Raw genomic sequence first — 24,923 nt, 5'->3', positions numbered from 1 at the left:
GGGCCGAGCGGCCATGGATGGCTTAACCGACTTTCCGATCTGACCGTGTTCCCTGAGCAGGCTCGATCTCATCGCTAACCGAGCCAGACATTGCCAGTCTTCTAAGGCCCTTCTCTTCAGAAGGGCTTTTTTTATGCGCGGCAGCTGCCAGCTTTACCGATCCCAGTAAGACTCTTCCAGACTGTCTTCCCGCTCCGGCAGACCGCGGGTCAGACGCGGCGAATGCTGATTCAGCACCTGGTAGCTGACGCGGTTGGCATATTTACATACCTGCGCCAGCGATGAGTAGGTCAGGTAAGGACGCGCATGTTTGCTGGAGTTCGGCACATTCAGGCTGTGATAGTTGTTGGCGGTGATGTCATGCAGTAACGCCGCCAGCGCACCATCTCCGGCGCCGTTGGTGTTCATGATCTTTTCCGGTCCGCCCATATAAGGCGCGATGTGCGAGAAAATGCGCAGCGGCTGCTGGCAATCCTGCTGGCGCATCACCCGGCTGAACTCATACTGGTTGAATTCAGCAATCGCGCCAGGCAGCAGTGGATGGTTGGTTTTGCGTTTGAACTCTTCTTCGGTGTAACCCGCCATATAGAGCCCAATCGGGCCAGCAGTACACAGCACCAGATCGACCCAGTCCAGCGCCATATTGGCGGCGAGCAGCGGATCGCTTTCGCCGGTCAGCGCCAGCGCTTCCTCTTCATTCATCGCCACGATGCTGACATGCTCGCGCAGGAAATCGCGCCAGAACTGAGGATTGTCGCCAATCACATGTTTGGTGCCCAGCGTCAGCACCACCGGCACGTTGTGGCGTTTGGCATACTCAATCGCCCGCAACGTTGCCTGTGGCATCGGTTCACCTTCGGCACAGCGCACCAGATAGGAGGTCAGTACCAGCGCAGAGGCTCCGGCGATCACCTCTTCCGGTACGTTATCCGGATGCAGCTGGTTCATCTGGCCGGGGCTGATAGCAAAGGTTCGCTCGCCATGTTCGCCAATCAGCGTAAAGCAGCGTCCAATGGCGCCATCCACGCCCTGCAGATAGTTAAGATCGACCCGGCTTGAGGTGTTACAGAGATAGCGATAGGCGTAGCCGCCAATCTGGATGTTATTGCACATGACGCCCAGCAGCACGGAGCGGTCATCGGCCAGCACCGAGAAATTATGCAGCGTGTTACCGATGGTGCCACCAGCAAACTGATGGGTGATCAGCGCTTCCTGCATCAGCTCGTTGTACAACGCTTCCGCGACGGCATTATCGATAACCAGCGAGTGCCCGGCACTCAGGCCATAACGTGCGAGAAAAGCGTCATCGACTTTGGCTTCGATATCCACCAGCGTCTGGTCGATACCCACCACCCAGCTGCCTGCATCAACATCGTGCTGGGCGGGCTGTAACAGGGGATCGCGTGCGCTGACAGGAAAGTAGTGTTTGGATTTGCGTTTGCCGGGAAATTTCATCGGGAGGTGCCGTCTGGAAAAACAGGCAGAGAATGATATCACACTCTCCGCCTGCGCTTTAACGGCGTGCGTCGACCAGTTGCACCATCATGTCGATATGCGCCTCATCGGCGTTCAGCGCAGGGATATACTCAAACTTCTCACCCCCCGGCATGCATAAAGATTTCGCAGTTTTCACCACTGATCTCTTCCAGCGTCTCCAGGCAGTCTGACGAGAAGCCCGGGCTCATCACCTGAACATGTTTCATCCCTTTAGCGGGCAGGCTTTCCATGGTTTTATCGGTGTAGGGCATCAGCCACGGCTCACGACCAAAACGCGACTGGAAGGTCATCATATACTGATCATCACGCAGGCCCAGCGCTTTGACCAGGGCCGCCGTGGTATCCGCACAGCGCTGCGGGTAGTCATCGCCTTCGTTAGCAAAACGTTGCGGAATGCCGTGGAAGGATAACACCAGCAGATCGGGCTGACCGTGCCGCTCAAAGGATCGCTCCACCGTCGCTTTCAGCGCGGCGATATAGGCCGGATGTTCGGCGTAGTCGCGGATAAACTGCACATCAGGCAGCGAGCGGTAATCTTTGAATACCGCGGTCAGGCCATCCCACACTGCCGCCACGGTGGAGCAGGAGAATTGCGGATAGAGCGGCAGCACAATCAGGCGGGTCACGCCCTGCGCCATTAGCTTATCAACCGCGCTTTTCAGGCTGGGATTACCGTAGCTCATGCCCACCTCGACGGGCATATCGACCCGTGCCGCCAGCGCATCGCGCTGACGCATGCTGTAAACCAGCAGCGGTGAACCGCCTTCCATCCAGACCGATGAGTAGAGCTTAGAGACGCGCGGCGAGCGAAACGGCAGAATAACGGCATTGAGAACCGGCCACCAGAGCCAGCGCGGCGCATCGACCACGCGCGGATCGCTTAAAAACTGTTTCAGATAGCGTTTAACTGCAGGTGTGGTGGGCGCGTCTGGCGTACCTAAATTAACCAATAACACGCCGGCCTTATCTTGCCTCATTTGAGTTCCTTGATAACAACGGGGATGCGTGAAAACGGGGAAATTGTAGCGGAATTAGTGGGAGGTAAAAGCGATTACTGCAAAAGGGGCCAGTAATACCGGCCCCTGTGAACTTAGCCCAGGATCTTAGCCAGCTCGGCACTGACTTCGGTCACCTTACGGGTGCCGTCGATTTTGTGATAGGCAGTGTTGCCCACTTCCGCTTCTTTGCTGTAGTAAGCAATCAGCGGCGCGGTCATCTGATGATATTCCACCAGGCGCTTACGCACGGTCTCTTCCTGATCGTCTTTACGCATGGTCAGCTCTTCGCCGGTCACATCATCTTTGCCTTCCACTTTCGGTGGATTAAAAGTGACGTGATAAACGCGGCCTGATGGCGTGTGAACGCGACGGCCCACGATACGCTCAACGATCAGTTCATCCGGTACGGCGAACTCCAGCACGTGATCAACGGTGATCCCGGCCTCTTTCATTGCATCTGCCTGAGGAATGGTGCGCGGGAAACCGTCCAGCAGGAAACCGTTTTTGCAGTCTTCCTGGGTGATACGCTCTTTGACCAGCGCAATCACCAGCTCATCGGTCACCAGTTTGCCAGCATCCATGATGGCTTTCGCCTGGTTGCCCAGCTCGCTGCCTGCTTTTACTGCTGCACGCAACATGTCGCCGGTGGAGATTTGCGGAATGCCATACTTCTCCATGATGAATTGGGCCTGAGTCCCCTTACCTGCGCCCGGAGCTCCGAGCAGAATAATACGCATTGCGTAAATCCCCTTGCGAATCGCATTGATCTATCTTAGAAGCGAAAGAACATACCATTATGACCCGCTCATCACAAGGAAGGGCGCGGATCGCGCAGGGCGACCTGAGCTGCTTTTTGGCCCTGCCCCCTACCCGCCTGGCCTGCCGGACGCTTTTTCAGATTTACCGCCTGAGCCGAGCAGGAATTGCAGTCGTCGGCTCAGATGATGGGTCATATTCACGCTTTTTTTGCCGCTGCCGCGCACGTTAGCATTCAGCAGCAGCCGCGCCTGCTGCGGCCATTTCACCACATCTTCCGCATCTGACAGCGATGTGATCACGGAGGCCGGGACATTAAAGCTGGCAAACGGCAAACCGGGCTGATGGCAGGAGTTCAGCGGCAGCGGGTCTGACAGGGAGAGCGCATCGACGGTGGCGGCATTGTAAGGCAGCCAGTGCGGATCGTCGAAGCGGCGCAGTGCCTCATGCGTGGCGGTCAGGGTCAGCCCCTGTTCGAAAAGCCGCAGTTCGCTGCGCACCAGCGTACTGAAGTCATGTGTCCGCAACGCCACCAGCACCAGATCGCTGCAGATCTCGGCGTGGCGATCCAGTCGGGTGACAAACAGATGGGCTTCGTCGATCAGTTTCTGATGCAGCACGCTGGCAAAACTCTCGCTCGCCTCCGTCACGCCCTGGTTCTGGCAATCCCGCAGCGGACGCACGCGGCCATTGGGCAATTCGACATGCGGTACCAGCATGATGCTGCCCGCGATCAGCGGAACTGCTGGCAGGATGTTGAGTTCGGTTACCGGAAAGTGCGAGGCGTAACGGTGCTGATTGCGCGCCTGCTCCTGCCGCAGAAAGAGCTGAGAAAGAAGGACCTGCGCCACATGCAGCGAGGGCGCGAAGAAGAGATCGAACTGCTCCAGCCGGTAAAAGCGTGAGAGCGCCAGGCGTAACCGATGGCGCGCCTCTGCTGAAGTTTCAGAGGATAAAGAGCGGTGTGCCATGGTTGTCTCGCTTCGGGGAGTGTGCGGCGTGAACGCAGGTTAAGCGAGGCGGAATACCCTGAAAAATCACAGATATAAGGCTGAGTCAACCCGCCATAATTTGCCCTAAAGAGTAGGTCAATGCGGCTGGACTTTAAAATGATATAAATTGACAATCCCTGTTAGATTTTTGCACAGGGGAAGAGGATGAACGGACTGCCGCCACTGAGAGCGCTGCACTATTTTCACCAGGCAGCCTTACACAGCAGTTTTAGCGTGGCGGCTGAACATCTGCATGTTACGCACAGCGCCATCAGCCATCAGATTCGCCAGCTGGAGAGCTGGATGGGCAAACCACTTTTTATCCGCAGCCATGGCCGCGTGAAACTGACCTCACACGGTGAACGTCTGCTGCTGAGCTGTCAGCAGGCGTTCAGTGAGTTGCGCAGCAGCTGCGAAAGCATTCGTACCGGGCTGCTTCAGCAGATTCGGGTCTCCTGCGCCCCCCAGTTTTTTGTCGCAATGGCTGATTCCCCGCATCGCCAGCTTTTATCAACGCTATCCGGAGATTGAAGTTCACTTCCAGCCGCTGACGCAGATCTCGCAACTGCGCAGCGAACATGTGGATGTACTGATCCTCAGTCACGGCGAGCCCCCTGAATCTGACATAGACGCCACGCTGGTCAGCGAGGATGAGATTGGGCCGCTCTGCGCACCTCACTTTGCCTCGCAGCTGCGGGGCGGCGAGGATCTGGCCGCGATGCCCCTGCTGCATGCGGATACCCGGCTGCACGCCTGGTCAGAGTGGGCGGACAAAGCTGGGGTCAGCGGCCGCTTTAACGGCGGAAAGCATTTTGAGAGTCTGACACTGGGGATTCAGGCCGCACGAAGTGGTCTTGGCGTCCTGATGGCACCGCGTTTGCTGGTACGCAAAGAGCTGGAGGATGGCACGCTGCTTGCGCCGCTTGGCTTTGTACGCGTCGAGCGGGCCACATGGATGATGACAAAGCAGAGCCGTCGGCACGATACGGAGATCAGCCTGTTTCGCGACTGGCTGCAGGATGCCGCAAAACCATGAAAAAAGCCGGTGAGGGTCACCGGCTTCAGACAGCTGACAAATTTACTGCTTTTTAACCCTGAAATCCCGCTCACAATCAGCGCTGACTGATTCAGACAGACGGCATCAGAGTCAATGCGATGGGAGCATACGCCTGGAGCAAAGCATCGCGGGCCATGGATGGCCCGCGCTGAGCCCGCCAGGGATGGCGGCTTTTTGCGTCTTTGCGGAAGGCGTATGCTCCCTGAGCCAGCATCGTAGCTGCAACTTCAGGCCGGTGAAAACCACCGGCCTGTTGCCATTATGCGGTCAGCAACTGGTTCATGCGGCGGATAAACTGGTTAGGATCGTCCAGCGTACCGCGCTCGGCCAGCAAGGCCTGATCCAGCAGCAGCTCAATCCACTCACCGAAGCGTGCTTCATCCTGCGTATCCGCAACACGTTTAACCAGCGGATGATCCGGGTTGATTTCGAACAGGTACTTCACTTCCGGCACTTCCTGTCCGGCCGCGGCAAACAGCTTCGCCATCTGCGTGGTCATCTCGTTGGCGTCGGTGGTGACAATCGCCGGAGTATCAGTCAGGCGATGCGTCAGACGCACCTCTTTCACACGTTCGCCCAGCAGAGTTTTCACCCGCTCAACAAAAGGCTCCAGCGCTTTTTCCGCCTCTTTCTGCTCTTCGGTCTCTTCATCCGCCAGCTTGCTCAGCGATTCATCCGCTTTGCTGACTGACTGGAAGGTTTTACCATCGAACTCAGTGAGGTAGCTCATCATCCATTCGTCGATGCGATCGGAGAGCAGCAGCACCTCAATGCCTTTTTTGCGGAACAGTTCCAGATGCGGGCTGCTCTTCGCGGCGGCATAGCTGTCAGCGGTGATGTAGTAAATCTTCTCCTGACCTTCCACCATGCGGCTGACGTAATCTTCCAGCGAAATGGTCTGTGCCGAACCTTCGCTCTGGGTGGTGGCGAAACGCAGCAGCTTAGCGATCGTCTCCTGGTTAGCGTGATCTTCCGCCGGGCCCTCTTTCAGCACCAGACCGAACTCATTCCAGAAGGTCTGGTATTTCTCGTTGTCATCTTTCGCCAGTTTTTCCAGCATCTGCAGGGTACGCTTCGTCAGCGCGGCGCGCAGGCTCTGGGTCACGCGGCTATCCTGCAGGATCTCACGGGAGACGTTCAGCGGCAGATCGTTGGAGTCAATCAGGCCACGCACAAAGCGCAGATAGTTCGGCATAAACTGCTCAGCGTCATCCATGATAAAGACGCGCTGCACATAGAGTTTCAGGCCATGTTTCTGATCGCGGTTCCACATATCAAATGGCGCACGTGCCGGAATGTAGAGCAGGCTGGTATATTCCTGCTTACCTTCCACCCGATTGTGGCTCCAGGCGACCGGATCGCTGTAATCGTGGGCGATATGCTTGTAGAACTCGTTGTACTCTTCGTCGCTGATCTCAGATTTGTTGCGGGTCCACAGCGCCTGGGCTTTGTTAATCTTCTCCCAGTGTGTCCCTTCGCCTTCTTCATCTTTGCTTTCGATCTCTACCGGCAGCGCGATGTGATCGGAATATTTGCTGATGATGTTGCGCACGCGCCATGCATCCAGGAACTCATCCTCGCCTTCGCGCAGATGCAGGGTGATCTCGGTACCACGATCGGCTTTCTCAATTTCAGCCAGGGTATATTCGCCCTCGCCTGCGGATTCCCAGAACACGCCTTCTTCGGCTGACGCGCCCGCGGCACGGGTGCGCACCGTGACTTTATCCGCCACGATGAATGCAGAATAGAAACCGACACCGAACTGACCGATCAACTGGCTATCTTTCGCCTGATCGGAGCCCAGGGATTCAAGGAAGGATTTGGTGCCTGACTTGGCGATAGTCCCGAGGTTCTCAATGACCTCATCGCGACGCATACCGATACCGTTGTCGCTGAGCGTAATAGTACGGTTGTCCTTATCAACAGAGAGACGAACGTGCAGCTCGCCATCACCTTCATACAGGCTGGAATCTGACAGGGCACGGAAGCGCAGTTTGTCTGCCGCATCCGAGGCGTTGGAGATCAGCTCACGCAGGAAAATTTCTTTGTTTGAATAGAGAGAATGGATCATCAGGTGCAGAAGTTGTTTTACTTCCGACTGAAAGCCACGGGTCTCTTGTCCTTTCATGGTCATTGCTACCTCAACAAAACAGGTTGAACAAACGTTGAGGTTGATGTGGGGGGTGACAGGGAGATTTTCAAGCCGGTGTCTGTCACAACACCGGCAAGTGATTAAAATTTAAACTTCTGGCGGCCCGCCAGTGAATGGGACAGCGTGGTGCCATCAACCATCTCCAGCTCACCGCCCACCGGCACGCCGTGCGCGATACGGCTGGCGTCGACGCCATACTGACCACAGAGTTCCGCGATGTAGTTCGCGGTCGCCTCGCCTTCCACCGTCGGGTTAGTGGCGAGGATCACTTCCTGCAGGGTTTCACTCTCCAGTCGCTGCTCCAGACGATCCAGGCCAATATCAGCCGGACCGATGCCGTCGAGCGGCGAGAGATGTCCCATCAGCACAAAGTAGCGACCGCCAAACTGGCCGGTTTGCTCAATGGCGTGAATATCCGCCGGGCTTTCCACCACGCAGATTTGACCATTCTGCTGACGCCGTGGATTGGCGCAGATGGTGCAAATTTCCTGCTCGGTAAATGTCCGGCAATCGGCGCAGTGTCCGATCTCCGACATCGCACGGGTCAGCGCCTGCGCCAGCCGCATGCCACCGCTGCGATCGCGCTGCAGCAGCTGAAACGCCATGCGCTGCGCCGACTTCGGCCCAACGCCAGGCAGACAGCGCAGCGACTCCATCAAAGATTCAAGCAGTGGACTGGTTTGCATCAGAACGGCATCTTAAAGCCTGGTGGCAACTGCATGCCTGAAGAGACAGAAGCCATCTTCTCTTTCTGGGTTTCATCAATGCGACGTGCCGCATCGTTGAACGCGGCTGCAATCAGATCTTCCAGCATATCTTTGTCATCTTCCAGCAGGCTGGGATCGACTTCCACGCGACGGCAGTTGTGCGCGCCGTTAATGGTGACTTTTACCAGGCCAGCACCAGACTCACCGGTCACTTCAATCGCGGCAATCTCTTCCTGAACCTTGGCCATTTTGTCCTGCATCTGCTGGGCCTGTTTCATCAGGTTGCCCAATCCGCCTTTACCACCAAACATAGTTTTCTCTCTCAGCTGAGGCTACAACGCTATCGTTAAGATAGCAGCAGCGTGTTCAAACAGGTCGGATACTCTCCTCATCCAGATCGGCATCAAAAAAAGCGCTGCAGCGTCTGGATGTGGGTATCACAGGTGATCGACTGACGCGCCTGCGCCAGTTTCTCTTCGTAAATGGCCTGACGCCATTCAAGTGGCGTCAACACCGATGAATTATCGTCTTCAACTACCGAGAGTTCAACTCTCTGCCCGGCATGCTGACTCAGCGCATCGCTTAATACCTGCTGCGCCGACGGTGAATTAAGGTGACGCTGGCTGCTACGCAAATGCAGGCAGACCCCAGTTTCTGTGGTCTCTTTCCAGGCATTTAACGCCAGCTGCTGCACCAGTTTCGGCAGCGGCAGGATCGCAATCTCTGCGGCCCAGGGATCGCGCTGCTGCGCTTCTTCGGCCAGACGCGCCGCCAGCTCAGGGGTTTTCTCATGCTCCAGCGCAGAACGCAAGGCCTTTGGCGTCGCCACCGGCTCCGCCACTTCCACCGGCTGATTAACCGCTTTCCAGCGGTACGCTTCCTCTTTTACCGGGGCGGCAGGCTCGCGATCGCGGATACGCTGCTGACTGCGCTCGGTGACCGAGGCCAGCCGCTCCAGCGCGGAGTTGGCCGGCCGCGCACCTGGCGCTGCCGGCTCACGCTTTTTTGGCTTGTTCGCTCCCTGACGCAACAACTGAGTGCGCGCCTGCAGGAGCTGACTGGTGGAACTGGAAAGTGCGGTATCAGGTGTGGCATCTGGCGACGGCGAATGCTGCGGTGCAGCATCGGGCGCGGCCATCTGCGGCTGAGCGGCAACCTGCTGCTGCGTCTGCTCCGGCATCTGCTGTTGAGTCTGCTGCGCGACGGGCGACGCGGTGTGCGACGGCGGCGCAGCGGCAGGTGACGGTGAGGCTGGCTGTGCTGCCGGTTGCCGTGCTAACGGCGATGGCCCGGATGCTGCCGGTGACGTCTGCGCAGGGGCGACAGGCGCCGTCTGCTGAGTTAATGCGGGACGCGCAATGGGTTCAGCTACGGCAGCTTTAGGATGAAACGCCAGTGCACGCAGCAGCGTCATCTCCACACCCATACGACGATCGGGCGCAATCGGCAGATCCTTGCGGCCCATCAACAGGGTCTGATAATAGAGTTGCAGATCGGCGGGCGGCACCACCCGCGCCAGTTCACGCAAGCGAAGTGCGTTACTCTCGTCATCGTCATTAAGCGAGGTCGGCAGCAATTGCACCATCGCAATCTGGTGCAGCAGGCGCAGCATTTCTACCAGCAGCGCTTCCCATTCCACACCCCGTGACGCGGCCTGGCTCAACAGATTCATCACCTGCTGACCGTCACCGTCGACCAGCGCTTCCAGCAGCCCCAGCGGCTGTTCATCGTCCAGCGTGCCGAGCATGACGCTGACCGTACTGCTGGTCACCGCGCCCTGCCCCATGGCAATGGCCTGGTCGGTAAGGCTCAGCGCATCACGCATACTGCCATCGGCAGCCCGCGCCAGCAGCTGTAGCGCCCGGGTTTCACTCTCAATCTGTTCCTGCTTCAGAACATGCTCAAGCTGCTGACGGATTTGATCCACATCCAGCGCTTTGAGGTGGAACTGCAGGCAGCGCGAGAGAATGGTCACCGGCAGTTTCTGCGGATCGGTGGTCGCCAGCAGGAATTTAACGTGTGAAGGGGGCTCTTCCAGCGTCTTTAACAGCGCATTGAAGCTGTGACGCGACAGCATATGCACTTCATCGATCAGATAGACTTTGAAGCGGCCACGCGCCGGGGCGTACTGCACGTTGTCGAGCAGATCGCGGGTATCTTCAACTTTGGTACGCGATGCGGCGTCAATCTCAATCAGATCGACAAAGCGGCCCTGCTCAATTTCACGGCAGTTATCACACTGACCACAGGGGGTGGCAGTGATACCGGTTTCGCAGTTAAGGCCTTTGGCCAACAGACGCGCAATAGTGGTTTTCCCTACTCCGCGGGTGCCGGAGAAGAGATAAGCATGATGGATGCGTCCCAGAGACAATCCATTCGCCAGCGCCGTCAGAACATGTTCCTGACCGACAACATCAGCAAAAGCCTGGGGACGCCATTTTCGCGCAAGTACCTGATAGCTCATGTGGAGTTCGACGAAGTTGGATGGAAAGATGAGCGCAGACGCTCTGCAACCCCTGTATAAGATTGCAGTAGTCTATCAGCTACGCTTTTGGCTGGCACTCGTTATCTTGACGCCGAAGGCGTGACGGCCTTGCCGGATGGCAAGGCCGAAAGAGTGGCTTAGTGGCCGGGGAATTTAACCAGGCTGTAGCTCTCAACGCCCATGGCATTAAGACGCGTTTCTCCGGTCAGATCGAACAGGTTAATAATGAAAGCCGCGTCTTTAACTTCACCGCCTGCACGACGAATCAGTTTAACGGTCGCTTCAATCGTCCCGCCGGTCGCCAGCAGGTCGTCAACCACCAGCACCAGATCGCCTGGCTGGATGGCATCTTTGTGCAATTCCAGCTTATCGGTGCCGTACTCCAGCTCATAGGATTCGCTGTAGACTTCACGGGGCAGTTTGCCGGGCTTACGCACCGGAACAAAACCGACGCCGAGGCCTAACGCCACCGGTGCACCAAACAGGAAACCGCGCGCTTCCGTCCCCACCACCTTAGTGATGCCTTTATTACGGTAACGCTCAACCAGCAGCGCAATCGACGCGGCATAGGCTTTGGGATCTTCCAGCAGGCTGGTGACATCGCGGAACAGGATGCCTGGCTTAGGATAATCGGGAATGCTTTTAATGCTGTTTTTAATGAATTCAAGCTGCTGCGCAGTGTCGGTCATAATGATACGCCTGGTAAAAAATTCTGTTTCGCGCAGCTTCAAAAGCGCTAATACCTGATAACAGGCTCAGCGGAAGTCAATTCACAAAGGGAAGCCACGCACGAAGACGCCCAAATCTAAGCAAATGACCGGCTAAATGCAACTTTATCGCGGCGGCGGCGGTGCGTCCGCTGCTTCTGCCACCACCGGAATACGCCACATAAACAGCAGCAGCGCCGCCAGCATGATCAGCAGCATGATGCGTACCCAGAGCTGATGCACCAGGAAGAGTGAGAGACTAAAGGTGGCGACGATCAGGCAGATAGCGCGTACTTTAGCCCCTGGCGGCATCGCGCGATGCTGCTGCCAGTGACGCAGATAGCGGCCAAATGGCGATTTCCACAGCAGCCAGTGATGAAAACGCGGCGATGAACGGGCAAAACACCAGGCCGCCAGCAGCATGAATGGCGTGGTAGGTAATAAAGGTAATACAATGCCCAGCGTCCCCAGCACAATCGCCAGCCAGCCGAGGGTTAATAACAGAATGCGTTGCATGAATGCCGCCCAACTCTTTCCTCATCAGCGTACGTTAGCACAATTGAGCGTGACGCGATGAGTGCGATCGCCATACAACAGCGCCTGCAACAGCTCCTTATCGCCCTGCGGCAGGAACTCGCCTGCCATTCAGATGGGGTTTGCCGTCTGCCACGTTTTGATACTCAGCTGTTTCGCACCAAAGGCACGCGGCTGGCTGATTACCTGCTGGAAGTGGAACAGAATTTTGCCCGGCTCTGCGACAGCAGCCACGATCTGGCCCGTAGTGCGTGGCTGGCTGAACGCCTGGTCGATCAGATTGCCGCCCTGCAACGCGAGGCGAGTACGCAACAGCTGCGTACCCGACGCGAACAGCCCATCAGGAACCCACGCGCCGCAAAATATCAGGAGTACCGTGAATTTGAACGGCGTTTACTGGCAATGATCGATCAGCGTGAGCAGCGCCTGGCGCTGGCCGAAACGCTGGCGGTACAGCATCAGCTGAAACAGGATCTGGAAACGTTAGAGCAGCGACTGGCACGCTGTCGGCAGGCGATTCGCTCTGTCGAATGGGCCTCTTCGTTGCGCGGCAGCGAATAAAGCGCAGCGTGACAAAAGCGCTCCTATACTGGGTGTGATTCGGCGCGGAGAAGAACCATGGCTTTACTTGTGTGGCTGTTAAGCGGTTTACTGCTGGGGTTGCTGAAGCGTCTGCTGATGCCGGGACCACCGGGCGGCCTGGTTGCTACCCTGACGCTGTCGATGATCGGTGCACTGATTGGCGGCTATATCGCCACCTATTTTGAACTGGGCACCCTGGCAACGCTGCATATTGGCGCACTGGGCATGGCGATTCTCGGTGCATTAGTGATGCTGCTGGTCGCGGCCCGACTACGTATTTAGGAGAAGAGATGTCACTGGAAAATGCCCCTGACGACGTCAAACTGGCAGTTGATCTGATTCAGCTACTGGAAGAGCATCAACTGCCGGTAGAAACCGTGCTCTCAGCGCTGGCCATGGTGCAGCGCGATTTCGAAAACAAGCGTGATCGCCCATCGGCTTAGTGGTGGGCAGTCAGCGTCGGACTGAGGCGCAGCATATCGATAAAAGCATTGACCAGCGTCGGCGCGTCTCCGGCTAAATCAAAACTGTCCGGCGCAAACAGCCAGCTTTCCATCATACCGTTGACGTAACCGCGCAGGATAAGAGCGGCCTGACGCGTGCTGAGACTGCCCGGAAGTTGTCCGGCTTCGATACACTGGCGCAGCACATCTTCAATTTTGTCGTAGCATTCCAGCAGTAAGCTCTGCTGCATATTCTTCAGCGCCGACATTTCGCCCACAAATTCACATTTGTGGAAAATGATCTCCATCAAGGCGCGGCGCTGCGGATCCTTTGCTGTCGCGTCAAAGATATAGACCAGCATCGCTCGCAACACAGAGAGTGGATCGCCAGGGTATTTTGTCTGATACTCAAGTTCCACATCGTCCAGACCAGCATCACAACGAAGCCATATTTCATGTAATACATCGGCTTTATTTTTGAAGTGCCAGTAGATGGCCCCTCGCGTGACGCTGGCAGCGGTTGCAATATCCGCCAGAGAAGTGGCTGAAACGCCCTGCTGCGAAAACAGAACAATGGCGGCATCAAGAATTTGATGTCGCGTTTCAAGTGCTTGCGCTTTGGTTTTTCGTGCCATAAGGGGCTTTTTTTACAAACAGGTAAGTTTACATACATTTGCGAATGTATGTACCATAGCATGACCTGCGACTTGACACAGCAATGGGTTTTTCAGTTTGTGATCCATTGACCAATTGATATCGGACACTAGAGGTTTATTTATGAATAAAATCAGAGGATTATCGCCTCTGGCGGCCGTCCTGATGCTATCAGGCAGCTTTTTGTTAACAGGATGTGACAACAATAAATCCGAACAAGCCGCCCAGCAACCGCCAGCAGTGGGGGTTGTAACACTGAAAACTGAACCCCTGAAAATCTCGACTGAATTACCTGGCCGCACCTCGGCATATCGTGTCGCCGAAGTCCGTCCGCAGGTTTCCGGTATCATTCTGAAGCGTAACTTTGTTGAAGGCAGCGATGTCAAAGCGGGTCAGTCTCTTTATCAGATCGATCCTGCTACCTATCAGGCCGCCTATGACAGCGCCAAAGGTGACTTAACTCAGGCGCAGGCCAATGCACGCATCGCTCAGCTGACCGTCAAACGTTATAAGCCTTTACTCGGCACCAAATATATCAGTCAGCAGGATTACGACACCGCCGTTGCCACGGCCGCGCAAAACGATGCTGCGGTTCAGGTAGCAAAAGCCAATGTAGAAACGGCCCGCATTAACCTGGCTTATACCAAAGTCACCTCGCCTATCAGTGGCCGCATCGGCAAATCGTCAGTAACGGAAGGTGCGCTGGTACAAAACGCACAAACCACCGCTCTGGCCACTGTGCAGCAACTTGACCCGATGTATGTCGACGTCACCCAGTCGAGCGAAGATTTCATGCGCTTACGTTCAGAACTGGAGTCGGGTCAGCTGAAGCAAAACGATGGCAAAGCCAACGTGACCCTGCTGATGCAGAACGGCAACAGCTATCCACAGACAGGTACGCTGGAGTTCTCTGACGTTACCGTTGATGAAACCACGGGTTCTATCACCCTGCGCGCCATTGTCCCGAACCCTAACCATGCGCTGTTACCGGGCATGTTTGTTCGCGCTCGTCTGGATGAAGGTACCAATCCTAATGCGTTGCTGGTTCCGCAACAGGCGGTAGCCCGCACCCCAACGGGTCAGGCAACGGTCATGGTGGTAGGTGCAGATAACAAAGTGGAAGCTCGTCAGGTCACCACCTCTCAGGCGATTGGCGACAAGTGGTTAGTCACCGACGGTGTTAAAGCGGGTGAACGTGTGATCAGCACGGGTCTGCAGCGAGCCAAGCCGGGCGCACAGGTTACCCCACAAGAAGTCTCAGACGATGCGAAAGCGGCACCCGATTCAAAGCCGCAGTCTGACAAGTCATCGTCATAACAGGAGCCGTTGATTCATGGCTAAGTTCTTTATCGATCGGCCCATCTTTGCGTGGGTGCTCGCCATCATCATTATGCTGGTCGGTGCGCTATCGATTCTCAAACTTCCGATTGAGCAATATCCCAATGTTGCACCGCCGGCGATTGAGATTCAGGCCACCTACCCTGGTGCAGATGCTAAAACGCTGCAGGACTCGGTGACCCAGGTCATCGAACAAAATATGAACGGCATTGATGGACTGATGTATATGTCCTCAAGCAGCGATTCATCCGGTACGCTGACCCTGACGATCTCCTTTGAGTCAGGAACAGATGCCGATATCGCGCAGGTTCAGGTGCAGAACAAACTGCAGCTGGCGACGCCGCTGTTACCGCAGGAAGTACAGCAACAGGGGATTCAGGTTAAGAAATCTTCCAGTAGCTTCCTGATGGTAGCGGGCTTCATCAGCGACGATGACAATATGACGCAGAATGATATTTCTGACTTTATTTCATCGTCCATCAAAGATCCGATCAGCCGTACTAAAGGCGTGGGTGATACCCAGGTATTTGGTGCGCAGTACGCGATGCGTATCTGGATGGATCCGCACAAGCTGAACAACTACAACCTGACGCCGGTTGATGTTATCAGCGCCCTGAATACGCAGAACACCCAGGTTGCTGCCGGTCAGTTGGGCGGTACGCCTCCGGTTCCGGGACAGCAGCTTAACGCCTCGATCATTGCGCAAACCCGTCTCACCTCTACCGATGAATTCGGCAAAATCCTGCTGAAAGTGAATGAAGATGGTTCTCAGGTTCGTCTGCGTGATGTGGCAAGGATTGAACTTGGCGCGGAAAACTACGAAATTGTTGCCCGTTATAACGGCAAGCCTGCATCCGGTATCGGTATCAAGCTGGCCACCGGTGCGAATGCGCTGGATACCGCCAATGCGGTGAAAGAAGAACTGGCCAAATTGCAGCCGACGTTCCCGGCCGGTTTGAAAGTGGTCTATCCGTATGACACCACGCCTTTCGTTAAGATCTCGATTTTCGAAGTGGTGAAAACGCTGATCGAAGCGATCGTGCTGGTGTTCCTGGTCATGTATCTGTTTCTGCAGAACTTCCGCGCCACGCTCATTCCTACCATCGCGGTCCCTGTGGTATTGCTGGGTACGTTTGCCGTTATCAGCGCTTTTGGCTATTCGATAAACACCCTGACGATGTTCGGGATGGTGCTGGCCATCGGCTTGCTGGTGGATGACGCCATCGTGGTGGTCGAGAACGTTGAGCGCGTAATGGCGGAAGAGGGATTACCGCCAAAAGAAGCGACTAAGCGTTCTATGGAGCAGATCCAGGGCGCACTGGTCGGTATCGCGCTGGTGCTGGCTGCCGTATTTATTCCGATGGCGTTCTTTGGTGGTTCGACCGGTGTTATCTACCGTCAGTTCTCCATCACTATCGTTTCGGCAATGGCGCTGTCGGTGCTGGTCGCCTTTATTCTGACGCCGGCACTCTGTGCCACCATGCTGAAACCGATTAAAAAAGGCGAGCACGGTAAAACCACCGGTTTCTTCGGCTGGTTCAACCGCATGTTCGACAAAAGCACCAACCACTATGTGGATGGTGTGGGTCACATGGTTCGCAGTACGGGTCGCTATATGGTGATCTATCTGGTGATCGTGGTCGGTATGGCGTTTCTGTTTGTGCGACTGCCCTCTTCATTCTTACCGGAAGAGGATCAGGGTCTGCTGCTGGCTCAGGCGCAGCTGCCTGCTGGTGCAACCCAGGAGCGTACGCAGAAAGTGCTGGATCAGGTGACGGATTACTTCCTGACCCAGGAGAAAGACACGGTTAAATCGGTGTTTACCGTTAACGGCTTCGGCTTTGCCGGTCGTGGACAGAACACCGGTATCGCCTTCGTCAGTCTCAAACCGTGGGATGAGCGTACCGGCAGCGACATGAAAGTACCGGCGATTGCTGGCCGTGCCATGCAGGCGCTGGGCGCGATCAAAGATGCAATGGTCATTCCTTTCAACCTGCCAGCCATTATTGAACTGGGTAACGCGACCGGCTTCGACTTTGAGCTGATCGACCAGAATAACCTTGGCCACGATAAGCTGACGGAAGCGCGTAATCAGCTGTTCGGCATGATTGCGCAGCATCCTGATACGCTGGTTGGCGTCCGTCCCAACGGGATGGAAGATACGCCGCAGTACAAGCTGACCATCGATCAGGAGAAAGCACAGGCGCTGGGCGTATCACTGAGTGATATCAACACCACGCTGGCAGCTTCCTGGGGCGGTTCCTACGTCAATGACTTCATTGACCGCGGTCGCGTGAAGAAAGTTTACGTCATGGGTAAAGCGGACGCCCGCATGCTGCCGGACGACATTGGTAAATGGTACGTGCGCAACAGCAGCGGAACCATGGTGCCCTTCTCTGCCTTCTCGTCAGCGAAATGGCAATATGGTTCACCGCGCCTTGAGCGTTACAACGGTCTGCCTGCGATGGAAATCCTGGGACAGGCTGCGCCAGGCAAAAGCTCGGGTGCGGCAATGGACCTGATGGAAGAGCTGGCGGCGAAACTGCCTGCCGGTATCGGCTATGACTGGACCGGTATGTCCTATCAGGAACGCTTGTCAGGCAACCAGGCCCCTGCGCTCTATGCTATCTCGCTGATTGTGGTCTTCCTGTGTCTCGCCGCACTGTACGAGAGCTGGTCGATTCCATTCTCGGTTATGCTGGTTGTCCCGCTCGGGGTCATTGGTGCACTGATCTTTACCACCCTGCGTGGCCTGAGTAATGACGTCTACTTCGTAGTGGGGTTACTGACAACCATCGGCCTCTCCACCAAGAACGCCATCCTTATCGTCGAATTTGCTAAAGATTTGATGGATAAAGAGGGTAAAGGGCTGATTGAAGCTGCGCTGGAAGCGTGCCGTATGCGTCTGCGTCCTATCCTGATGACGTCACTGGCGTTTATTCTCGGGGTACTGCCGCTGGCGATCAGTACCGGTGCCGGTTCCGGTTCGCAAAACGCCGTAGGTACCGGTGTTATCGGTGGTATGGTCACCGCGACCATACTGGCGATCTTCTTCGTTCCTGTCTTCTTTGTGGTGGTACGCCGCCGCTTTGGCAAGAAAAAGAAGAGTCAGCGAACAGTCATCCGGTTGAGCATAACCAGACTCACTAAGCTGTAAATCATCTGAGGCCGCGCAAGCGGCCTTTTTTTATGCCTGCGATTCAGCCCTTCTCATTTCCTGTTCCCTTGCTTTTCCTGTCTCACGGACAGTTGCAATCCTGGCCTGTGCATCGCATAATATTGTTATAGTATAACATTACATAGGTGTGCATTATGAAAGCGAATATTCATCCTCACTATCGCCACGTGGTCTTCCATGACACATCGGCTGATGTCTGGTTCAAAATCGGATCAACCATCAAAACCGATCGCACCGTGGAGTTCGAAGGCGAAACGCTGCCCTACGTCACCCTGGATGTGTCGTCTGCCTCACATGTGTTCTACACCGGTAAACAGAAAGATTTTGCCAAAGAGGGCAGCACCGCACGCTTTAACCAGCGTTTCGGGCGCTTTCTTGGAAAGAAATAGAGGAGAGGATCATGCAGGTATTAAGCTCGCTGCATTCAGCAAAAAATCGCCATCGGGATTGTAAAGTGGTCCGCCGCAAAGGCCGTATTTACGTGATCTGTAAATCGAACCCGCGGTTTAAAGCAGTACAGGGAAGAAAGAAAAAACGCTAGTTTGTGTCGTGATGACTGGCCGGGCTTGCCCGGCCTTTTTTTATGCTTAGTGCATGCTCTTCAGCATCGCATTCACGTTGTGTTTAAAAGCCGCCTGATAGGTGGCTGCCGGGCCAGAGGCCGTGGATAACGCTTCCGGATAGAGCTCACCACCCGGCTCTGCCCCGGTGGCGCTGGCAATCTGTTTTACCAGACGCGGGTCGGTCTGGTTCTCAATGAAATAGCGGTTGATGTGCTGCTGCTTCAGCTGAGTGATTAAATTACCCACGTTGCTGGCACTCGCTTCCGCCTCAGTAGAGAACCCTACCGGCGCCAGGAAAGTCACGCCATATCGCTGTCCAAAGTAACCAAACGCATCATGACTGGTCAACACTTTACGCTTATCGGCTGGCACAGCGTCAAAGGCGGTTTTTGCCCAGCGATCCAGCGCCTGCAGTTGCTGAATGTAATTCTGTCCACGCTGACGAATGGCCGGAGCATCTTCAGGATCGGCTTTGACCAGCGCATTCATCACGTTGGTCGCGTAGATAACGCCGTTCTGCATGCTGTTCCAGGCATGAGGATCGGTAACGGTTTTACCCTCCTCCTCCATGCTGCGAGTGGTGACACCGGTTGAGGCGACAACGGGCTGACCGCGATACCCTGAGGCGCTGACCAGCCGATCCATCCACCCTTCCAGTCCCAGTCCGCTGACAAACACCAGATCGGCCTTCGCCAGCGCCTGACTGTCCTGCGGTGTCGGTTCAAAAGTATGAGGATCGCCATTCGGCCCCACCAGGCTTTTAACCTTTACATGATCGCCGCCGACCTGCTTAACGATGTCAGCCAGCACGGTAAAGCTCGCCACGACATCCACCGTTTTGGCCATCGCCAGAGGCGTGGCAAACAGCGCAGCGAAGGCCAGGCTAACCGGTAATTTTTTCATAGATACCCCTTAAGATTAATGGCGGCGTAAAATTCCGCCGCACGGCCCTGTAAGAATGGAGAAAAAAAACAGCATGGCGGCGCTCAGCACCACAGCGGGACCCGCCGGCAATGAGAAGTGCCAGGAGAGCATCAGCCCGGCCAGCGACGAAATCATTGCCATGAAAATGGCGATAACCAGCATCGCGGCGAGATGGCGACTCCAGAAGCGGGCGCTGGCGGCGGGCAACATCATTAAACCCACCGACATCAGGGTGCCCAGCACCTGAAAACCCGCCACCAGATTCAGCACCACCAGCATTAAAAACAGACCATGCACCAGCGGCGCGCTCCATTTTCCCTGCGCACGCAGGAAGTCGCCGTCAAACGCATCGATGACCAGCGGACGATAGATCACCGCCAGCAGAATCAGCGTAAAGGCAGCGATGCCGCCCACCAGCAACAGCGCTGCGTTGTCTACCGCCAGCAGCGAGCCAAACAGAACGTGCAGCAGATCCACGCTTGAGCCGCGTAATGAAACCAGCGTGACGCCCAGCGCCAGTGAACCCAGATAGAAGCCGGCAAAACTGGCATCCTCTTTCAGCGGCGTGTAGCGGCTGACCGCGCCAGAGAGCAGCGCCACGGCTAAACCAGCGATCAGGCCGCCAACACCCATCGCGACCAGTGACAATCCGGAGATCAGATAGCCAATGGCGGCACCGGGCAGCACCGCATGTGATAAGGCATCGCCAATCAGGCTCATACGTCGCAGGGAGAGGAATACCCCGAGCGGCGTGGCGCTGACGGCCAGCGCCAGACAGGCCACCAGCGCGCGTCGCATAAAACCAAACTCAATAAAGGGTTGAATAAGAGTCACGGCGCACGACTCCGCAGAGAGGAAGCAGGCAGGCAGGTGCAGTTAACCTCACGTTCATCCATCGACATCACGTTACTGAAGTAGCGCGCCACCAGCGGACGATCGTGCAGCACCACCAGCAGGGTTGTTCCGGCCTGCTGTTGCTGCTCAAGGATCGACATCAGTAGCGTCACCGTCTGGCTGTCAATGCCGTTAAAAGGCTCATCCAGAAGCCAGAGCTGGCTGCGCTGCAGCATCAGCCGCGCAAACAATACCCGCTGCAGTTGTCCGCCGGATAACGTCGCGGGCTGCGCATCCGCATAATCACTCATCTGAACCGCTTCCAGCGCCTGCCAGATCTCCCGACGCAGTATCCGGTTAATGCCGCCGAACCAGCCGCAGCGTGGCCAGCAGCCAATAGAGACCAGTTCAAATACCGTCAGGGGAAAGCGGGTCTCAAGTTCGGTGCGCTGCGGCAACCAGCCGATATCCCGGCGTGCAACCTGCAGCTCGCAGCGCCCGGCTATCGGTGGCAGTAAGCCAGCAATGGTTTTTAACAGGGTTGATTTGCCGCTACCGTTCGCGCCGACCAGCGCAGTCATCGAGCCTGCTGCGAGCTGGCCGGTAATAGCCGGGGTCACAACCTGTCCCTGGTAGCCCGCGCGAAGTGCGTTAAACAGGATCATGTGCTGATCCCCCATTTTATTGCCACAGCAAGCAGCGTGATAAATAGCAGTGCTACTCCCAGCCGCCCGCCCAGTGACATAAGTAGTCCACTCTGACGCATTACTTCACCATAATGTTATAACATAACAGTAAAGATACCTGATGTTGCTCTCTGTTGAATGTGGGATTGTGTATCAAAAGATAAATATCAGCTGCACGCACTGGCAGACCCGCGCTGGCGATAAGGCCTGCGGCTGCGTCTGGCAAATCTCAGAAACTGAGAGTTTTGTGCTCAACTGACTTGCAAACCAGTTGCAGAAAACCAATGATAGGTTTATTAACGGTTATAAGTGGAACAGATATGCTGTCACGCATTGAATGTGATATTGCCGCGGGTGAATCGGACTGCGCAAAAATAGCAGAGATTGTTCAGCGGAATATTCTCAAAATAACCGATTTGCTGGTAGGGGATTTACGCTGGTACTCACAAAATGCCCGGTTAGTTCCAGGCAGTTTAAAAATCATTTCGGTTGAATACCAGGATCTGAATAGTTTTAAATTACTTTACGATTTTGACTGGAATTTATTTAGTCCCTGCCTGGATCTAAATGAAACCGTGACGCAGTCAGAACAGGTAAACTTTCACATTAAGCCCGGTGCACTTGAGTTTGATGTGATCGACAATGAGCAACCCTCCCCTGGCGATGAATTGTAATATTTAGTAATGGAGGTGAGCAGAACTAATGGTTTTACACTATCTTTAAGGTATCCCGTTTAATAACTGCCCGAATAATCGCTTCCTGGCCGCGTGATCTTCTCTCGCCGCCCTGCGGCAACTGTGCTAGCTATGGAGGGGAAAAAGATGGACGAATACTCACCGAAACGGCATGATATTGCCCAGCTTAAATACCTTTGTGAGAGTCTGTTTGACGACAGCATGGCAACATTAACCGACAGCCATCATGGCTGGGTTAATGATCCCACTTCTGAAAGCAATCTACAGCTTAACGATTTGATTGAGCATATCGCCTCTTTCACCATGAATTACAAAATTAAGCACGTTGAAGATGAAGCGCTGATTTCGCAAATCGATGAATATCTTGATGATACTTTTATGCTATTCAGCAATTATGGTGTCAATAGTCCGGATCTTCAGCGGTGGCAACGTTCAGCAAAACGCTTATTTAATCTGTTCACTGAAGAGTGCGCTTTTCTCCAGCAACCGAGCCATTCATTATAGTAAAGACATGAGAACGGTTTATTTATGAACAAAACCCTGACTAAAACCGATTATTTGATGCGACTGCGGCGCTGCCGCTCTCTTGATACCCTGGAAAGGGTGATTGAAAAAAATAAGTATGAATTACCGGAAGATGAATTAGCGGTATTTTACTCAGCAGCTGACCATCGCCTGGCGGAACTGACGATGAACAAGCTCTACGATAAAGTCCCGGGTTCAGTATGGAAATTTGTCCGTTAATCTGATCGCTTACGCCTCAGTTTTACCCCAATAAAGTACCGGATAATCCTGCCTGCCGGCAAAGGATCGGCCCAGGCGGGTTTTGCCTGTCTGCAGCTTAGGGGGAGAATATCGAAGGGAGAAAGTGGTGGGGGCCCTGCCAGCTACATCCCGGCACACGCGTCACCTGCTACGGCTGCTTCCTTCCGGATCTGACCGAGTTCACAAGCTAGCATTGCGGGAGAACCAACAGGGCCCCCATTGACAAGCCCTCTTTACGAGAGCGGGGGGCATTATCTGGGAAGGAGGTGGCAATTGCAAGCGTAGTCGGGACAACCGTTGTTTTCTTGAACAACCACCGATTTTACGCTTTCTCCTCCTTTTCCCCGTGCTAAAGTTAAAACCCTTTTTCCTGATGAAATAAGTACATGAATCAGCCAGACACTTTCCAGCAACGCATCTGGCAAATTGTTGCCGCTATTCCGGCTGGCCGCGTCACCACCTATGGCGATGTGGCGCTACTGGCCGGTTCTCCGCGCGCGGCGCGTCAGGTTGGTGGCGTGCTGAGTCGCTTACCCGAGGGAACTACCCTTCCCTGGCATCGCGTCGTAAACCGACACGGCACAATTTCTCTTCAGGGTGACCGTCTGTTGCGGCAGCGGGATGCACTGGAGGCGGAAGGCATAGAGGTGAGTGATGACGGACAGCTCGATCTCGAGGCTTATCGCTGGCGAGTTTAGTCTGTGAGAAAAGGGCGACAATGTCGCCCCGAAAAGAGATTACAGACGGGTTGGAGCAGGAACCGCAGCAGACGGCGTCACCTGAGTCGGTGAGGTCGAAGGAACGGTGGTCGCTGCGCCCGGCTGGGTTGGCATCGCCATAGACGGTACCGGTACCAGCAGCAGCTCTGCTTTGGTGCCACCCTGGTTAATCACTGGCTTCACGCCTTCAGTGATAAAGGCCAGCTTACCGTCGATTGAGATGGCTGCGCTTAACAGAATGCGTGCATCAGGCTTGATGTCGGCTGGGTTAAACGGCAGCACGAACTGGAACGGTGCCTGTTTGCCTTCGGTACGCACCACGCGCTGCGACAGCACTTTTGAGGGTGCATCGGCGACGGACGCATCAGAGAGCGTCACGGTTAATACCGCATCCGGCGGCAGCGCAATGCGCTGGCGGATAAAGACTGAACCACTTACGTTAGGCTGCGCAATCGCCGCCGTCTGTCCTGCAACTGCAGAACCCAGAGTTGGCGTTGGCACGGGTTTACTCTTGTCGGCGCATCCTACAACAGCAACCGCCATAACTACTCCACTGAACACATGCCTGAGTTTCATTGATGTCGTCTCCATTTGATCAAAATGATTGTCGGCAGCGAATCCTGCTTACAGCGCTTCACTCGCCGTATGTCCTTAATGTTGGCACAAAAATGAAATTTTGCCTGGCACCGACAATGTAGAAAGTCTGATTGACGTCAACTGGTCCGATCTTTCACACTGAGGAGGTCACTATATTGAGGAATGCGCCATGAGTCAGGCACTGCAAAATCTGCTGAATTTATTAAATCTGGAAAAACTGGAAGAGGGTTTATATCGCGGCCAGAGCGAAGATATTGGCCTTCGTCAGGTGTTTGGCGGTCAGGTGGTGGGTCAGGCGCTGTATGCCGCAAAGCAAACCGTGGCGGAAGATCGCATTATTCACTCTTTTCACAGCTATTTTTTGCGGCCCGGCGATAGTCAGAAAGCGATTATTTATGATGTTGAAACGTTGCGTGATGGCAAAAGTTTCAGTGCCCGGCGGGTCAGTGCCATTCAGAATGGGCAGCCGATTTTTTATATGACCGCCTCGTTCCAGTCACCGGAAAGCGGCTTTGAACATCAGAATCCGATGCCACAGGTGGCGGGGCCAGAGAATCTGTTAACTGAACAGGCGATGGCGCAGAAAATGGCGCATCTGCTGCCAGAAAAGCTACGTGAAAAATTCATTGCTGAGCGTCCGCTGGAGATCCGCCCGGTACAGATTCACAATCCTCTTCGGGGCCATGTGGATAAGCCGGAGCGCCAGGTCTGGATCCGCGCCACCGGCCCACTGCCCGACGACTTACGTATCCATCAGTATCTGCTCGGCTATGCTTCCGATCTCAATTTCCTGCCGGTCGCGCTCCAGCCGCACGGCAAAGGCTTTTTAGAGCCGGACATGCAGGTCGCCACTATCGACCACTCAATGTGGTTCCACCGCCCGTTCGACTTCAGTGAATGGCTGCTCTATAGCGTGGTCAGTACTTCGGCGTCAGGCGCACGGGGTTTTGTCCGGGGCGAGTTCTACAATCAGCAGGGCGTGCTGGTGGCCTCAACGGTTCAGGAAGGAGTGATGCGTCAGCGCAGCGAATAAAAAAAGGGGGCGATTACTCGCCCCCCG

General features: G+C 55.3%; 25 protein-coding genes, 1 other RNA gene, 3 pseudogenes and 1 other annotated feature. Of the genes and pseudogenes, 13 read left to right on the top strand and 16 right to left on the bottom strand.

What is annotated here, in order from left to right; translation table 11 throughout:
* Positions 1–153: 153 nt before the first annotated feature.
* The 4 genes and pseudogenes from JNO11_RS04250 to JNO11_RS04235 form a co-directional block, all read right to left on the bottom strand.
* Complete coding sequence (locus JNO11_RS04250) at positions 154–1,455, bottom strand: inosine/guanosine kinase (protein ID WP_010255936.1); 1,302 nt, start codon at positions 1,453–1,455, stop codon at positions 154–156.
* Between the two features lie 58 nt (positions 1,456–1,513).
* A pseudogene (hemH, locus tag JNO11_RS04245) lies at positions 1,514–2,474 on the bottom strand (ferrochelatase).
* 113 nt (positions 2,475–2,587) lie between these two features.
* Positions 2,588–3,232, bottom strand: a complete 645-nt coding sequence (gene adk, locus JNO11_RS04240) for an adenylate kinase (RefSeq protein ID WP_122889127.1) — start codon at positions 3,230–3,232, stop codon at positions 2,588–2,590.
* A 129-nt stretch (positions 3,233–3,361) separates the two neighbouring features.
* The gene (locus tag JNO11_RS04235; protein ID WP_325176954.1) at positions 3,362–4,222 is read right to left on the bottom strand and encodes a DUF6024 family protein; all 861 of its coding nucleotides are present in this window, start codon (positions 4,220–4,222) and stop codon (positions 3,362–3,364) included.
* A gap of 186 nt (positions 4,223–4,408) precedes the next feature.
* Between JNO11_RS04235 and JNO11_RS04230 the strand changes: the two are divergent.
* Positions 4,409–5,279: pseudogene (locus tag JNO11_RS04230) on the top strand (LysR substrate-binding domain-containing protein).
* A gap of 280 nt (positions 5,280–5,559) precedes the next feature.
* On the opposite strand, the gene htpG reads toward JNO11_RS04230, so the two are convergent.
* The 6 genes and pseudogenes from htpG to JNO11_RS04200 all read right to left on the bottom strand — a co-directional run bounded on the left by htpG (position 5,560) and on the right by JNO11_RS04200 (position 11,867).
* Complete coding sequence (gene htpG, locus JNO11_RS04225; protein ID WP_029519428.1) at positions 5,560–7,434, bottom strand: molecular chaperone HtpG; 1,875 nt, start codon at positions 7,432–7,434, stop codon at positions 5,560–5,562.
* Between the two features lie 98 nt (positions 7,435–7,532).
* Positions 7,533–8,138, bottom strand: a complete 606-nt coding sequence (gene recR, locus JNO11_RS04220; RefSeq protein ID WP_003850420.1) for a recombination mediator RecR — start codon at positions 8,136–8,138, stop codon at positions 7,533–7,535.
* Positions 8,138–8,470, bottom strand: coding sequence for a YbaB/EbfC family nucleoid-associated protein (locus JNO11_RS04215; RefSeq protein ID WP_003850423.1), 333 nt, complete (start codon positions 8,468–8,470; stop codon positions 8,138–8,140). Before JNO11_RS04215 ends, recR begins: the two co-directional genes overlap by 1 nt.
* Before the next feature lie 55 nt (positions 8,471–8,525).
* Positions 8,526–10,623 (bottom strand): annotated as a pseudogene (gene dnaX, locus JNO11_RS04210) (DNA polymerase III subunit gamma/tau).
* Positions 9,124–9,185 (bottom strand) — a sequence feature (DnaX frameshifting element). Its footprint overlaps the pseudogene before it by 62 nt.
* A gap of 158 nt (positions 10,624–10,781) precedes the next feature.
* A complete protein-coding gene (gene apt / locus JNO11_RS04205; protein WP_010671221.1) occupies positions 10,782–11,333 on the bottom strand; it encodes an adenine phosphoribosyltransferase in 552 nt (183 codons plus the stop codon).
* Between the two features lie 144 nt (positions 11,334–11,477).
* Positions 11,478–11,867, bottom strand: a complete 390-nt coding sequence (locus tag JNO11_RS04200) for a DUF454 family protein (RefSeq protein WP_010255914.1) — start codon at positions 11,865–11,867, stop codon at positions 11,478–11,480.
* Between the two features lie 57 nt (positions 11,868–11,924).
* On the opposite strand from JNO11_RS04200, the gene JNO11_RS04195 reads away from it, so the two are divergent.
* The 3 genes from JNO11_RS04195 to rsmS are packed head-to-tail and all read left to right on the top strand — an operon-like array spanning position 11,925 to position 12,910.
* Positions 11,925–12,446: a primosomal replication protein gene (locus JNO11_RS04195; RefSeq protein ID WP_010671220.1), complete on the top strand. Its 522-nt coding sequence runs from the start codon at positions 11,925–11,927 to the stop codon at positions 12,444–12,446.
* A 57-nt stretch (positions 12,447–12,503) separates the two neighbouring features.
* Positions 12,504–12,749 (top strand): membrane protein, encoded by a 246-nt coding sequence (locus JNO11_RS04190; protein ID WP_022626108.1) that lies wholly within the window; start codon positions 12,504–12,506, stop codon positions 12,747–12,749.
* An 8-nt stretch (positions 12,750–12,757) separates the two neighbouring features.
* Positions 12,758–12,910: a pleiotropic regulatory protein RsmS gene (gene rsmS, locus JNO11_RS04185; RefSeq protein WP_010255907.1), complete on the top strand. Its 153-nt coding sequence runs from the start codon at positions 12,758–12,760 to the stop codon at positions 12,908–12,910.
* On the opposite strand, the gene acrR is transcribed toward rsmS, so the two are convergent.
* Positions 12,907–13,545: a multidrug efflux transporter transcriptional repressor AcrR gene (gene acrR / locus JNO11_RS04180; protein WP_010255906.1), complete on the bottom strand. Its 639-nt coding sequence runs from the start codon at positions 13,543–13,545 to the stop codon at positions 12,907–12,909. The genes rsmS and acrR overlap by 4 nt on opposite strands.
* A gap of 142 nt (positions 13,546–13,687) precedes the next feature.
* Here acrR and JNO11_RS04175 point away from each other — a divergent pair, with 142 nt between their 5' ends.
* The 4 genes from JNO11_RS04175 to ykgO all read left to right on the top strand — a co-directional run bounded on the left by JNO11_RS04175 (position 13,688) and on the right by ykgO (position 18,621).
* Positions 13,688–14,881 (top strand): efflux RND transporter periplasmic adaptor subunit, encoded by a 1,194-nt coding sequence (locus tag JNO11_RS04175; RefSeq protein ID WP_010255904.1) that lies wholly within the window; start codon positions 13,688–13,690, stop codon positions 14,879–14,881.
* A 16-nt stretch (positions 14,882–14,897) separates the two neighbouring features.
* Complete coding sequence (locus tag JNO11_RS04170; RefSeq protein WP_325176953.1) at positions 14,898–18,059, top strand: efflux RND transporter permease subunit; 3,162 nt, start codon at positions 14,898–14,900, stop codon at positions 18,057–18,059.
* A 155-nt stretch (positions 18,060–18,214) separates the two neighbouring features.
* Positions 18,215–18,469 carry a type B 50S ribosomal protein L31 gene (locus JNO11_RS04165; protein WP_010671219.1) on the top strand — a complete coding sequence of 85 codons (255 nt, stop codon included), beginning with the start codon at positions 18,215–18,217 and terminating at the stop codon, positions 18,467–18,469.
* A gap of 11 nt (positions 18,470–18,480) precedes the next feature.
* Entirely contained in the window at positions 18,481–18,621 is a 141-nt protein-coding gene (gene ykgO / locus JNO11_RS04160) for a type B 50S ribosomal protein L36 (RefSeq protein WP_325176952.1), read from the top strand.
* 46 nt (positions 18,622–18,667) lie between these two features.
* On the opposite strand, the gene JNO11_RS04155 is transcribed toward ykgO, so the two are convergent.
* The 3 genes from JNO11_RS04155 to JNO11_RS04145 are packed head-to-tail and all read right to left on the bottom strand — an operon-like array spanning position 18,668 to position 21,066.
* Positions 18,668–19,546 carry a metal ABC transporter substrate-binding protein gene (locus JNO11_RS04155; RefSeq protein ID WP_010671218.1) on the bottom strand — a complete coding sequence of 293 codons (879 nt, stop codon included), beginning with the start codon at positions 19,544–19,546 and terminating at the stop codon, positions 18,668–18,670.
* A 15-nt stretch (positions 19,547–19,561) separates the two neighbouring features.
* Positions 19,562–20,401 (bottom strand): metal ABC transporter permease, encoded by an 840-nt coding sequence (locus JNO11_RS04150; protein WP_010671217.1) that lies wholly within the window; start codon positions 20,399–20,401, stop codon positions 19,562–19,564.
* Entirely contained in the window at positions 20,398–21,066 is a 669-nt protein-coding gene (locus JNO11_RS04145) for an ABC transporter ATP-binding protein (RefSeq protein ID WP_033772778.1), read from the bottom strand. Before JNO11_RS04145 ends, JNO11_RS04150 begins: the two co-directional genes overlap by 4 nt.
* A 341-nt stretch (positions 21,067–21,407) precedes the next feature.
* Here JNO11_RS04145 and JNO11_RS04140 point away from each other — a divergent pair, with 341 nt between their 5' ends.
* From JNO11_RS04140 to JNO11_RS04130, 3 genes are all read left to right on the top strand, one after another.
* Positions 21,408–21,761 (top strand): hypothetical protein, encoded by a 354-nt coding sequence (locus JNO11_RS04140; RefSeq protein WP_010255885.1) that lies wholly within the window; start codon positions 21,408–21,410, stop codon positions 21,759–21,761.
* A gap of 147 nt (positions 21,762–21,908) precedes the next feature.
* Entirely contained in the window at positions 21,909–22,286 is a 378-nt protein-coding gene (gene tomB, locus JNO11_RS04135) for an Hha toxicity modulator TomB (RefSeq protein WP_003850455.1), read from the top strand.
* 24 nt (positions 22,287–22,310) lie between these two features.
* Positions 22,311–22,526, top strand: a complete 216-nt coding sequence (locus JNO11_RS04130; RefSeq protein WP_003850458.1) for an HHA domain-containing protein — start codon at positions 22,311–22,313, stop codon at positions 22,524–22,526.
* Between the two features lie 134 nt (positions 22,527–22,660).
* Here the strand turns inward: JNO11_RS04130 and ffs are convergent.
* An RNA gene (gene ffs / locus JNO11_RS04125) (signal recognition particle sRNA small type) lies at positions 22,661–22,757 on the bottom strand.
* 176 nt (positions 22,758–22,933) lie between these two features.
* Here ffs and JNO11_RS04120 point away from each other — a divergent pair.
* Positions 22,934–23,245 carry an MGMT family protein gene (locus tag JNO11_RS04120; protein WP_010255882.1) on the top strand — a complete coding sequence of 104 codons (312 nt, stop codon included), beginning with the start codon at positions 22,934–22,936 and terminating at the stop codon, positions 23,243–23,245.
* 39 nt (positions 23,246–23,284) lie between these two features.
* On the opposite strand, the gene JNO11_RS04115 is transcribed toward JNO11_RS04120, so the two are convergent.
* The gene (locus JNO11_RS04115) at positions 23,285–23,842 is read right to left on the bottom strand and encodes a YbaY family lipoprotein (RefSeq protein WP_010255881.1); all 558 of its coding nucleotides are present in this window, start codon (positions 23,840–23,842) and stop codon (positions 23,285–23,287) included.
* Positions 23,843–24,032: 190 nt separating this feature from the next.
* Between JNO11_RS04115 and tesB the strand changes: the two genes are divergently transcribed.
* Positions 24,033–24,896, top strand: coding sequence for an acyl-CoA thioesterase II (tesB, locus tag JNO11_RS04110; protein WP_010255880.1), 864 nt, complete (start codon positions 24,033–24,035; stop codon positions 24,894–24,896).
* Positions 24,897–24,923 lie beyond the last annotated feature (27 nt).

The organism is Pantoea sp. 1B4, from assembly GCF_016925765.1.
Lineage (GTDB): Bacteria > Pseudomonadota > Gammaproteobacteria > Enterobacterales > Enterobacteriaceae > Pantoea > Pantoea agglomerans.
Note: the sequence above shows the minus strand (reverse complement) of the source record. Positions and strands in the feature narration are given on the sequence as shown.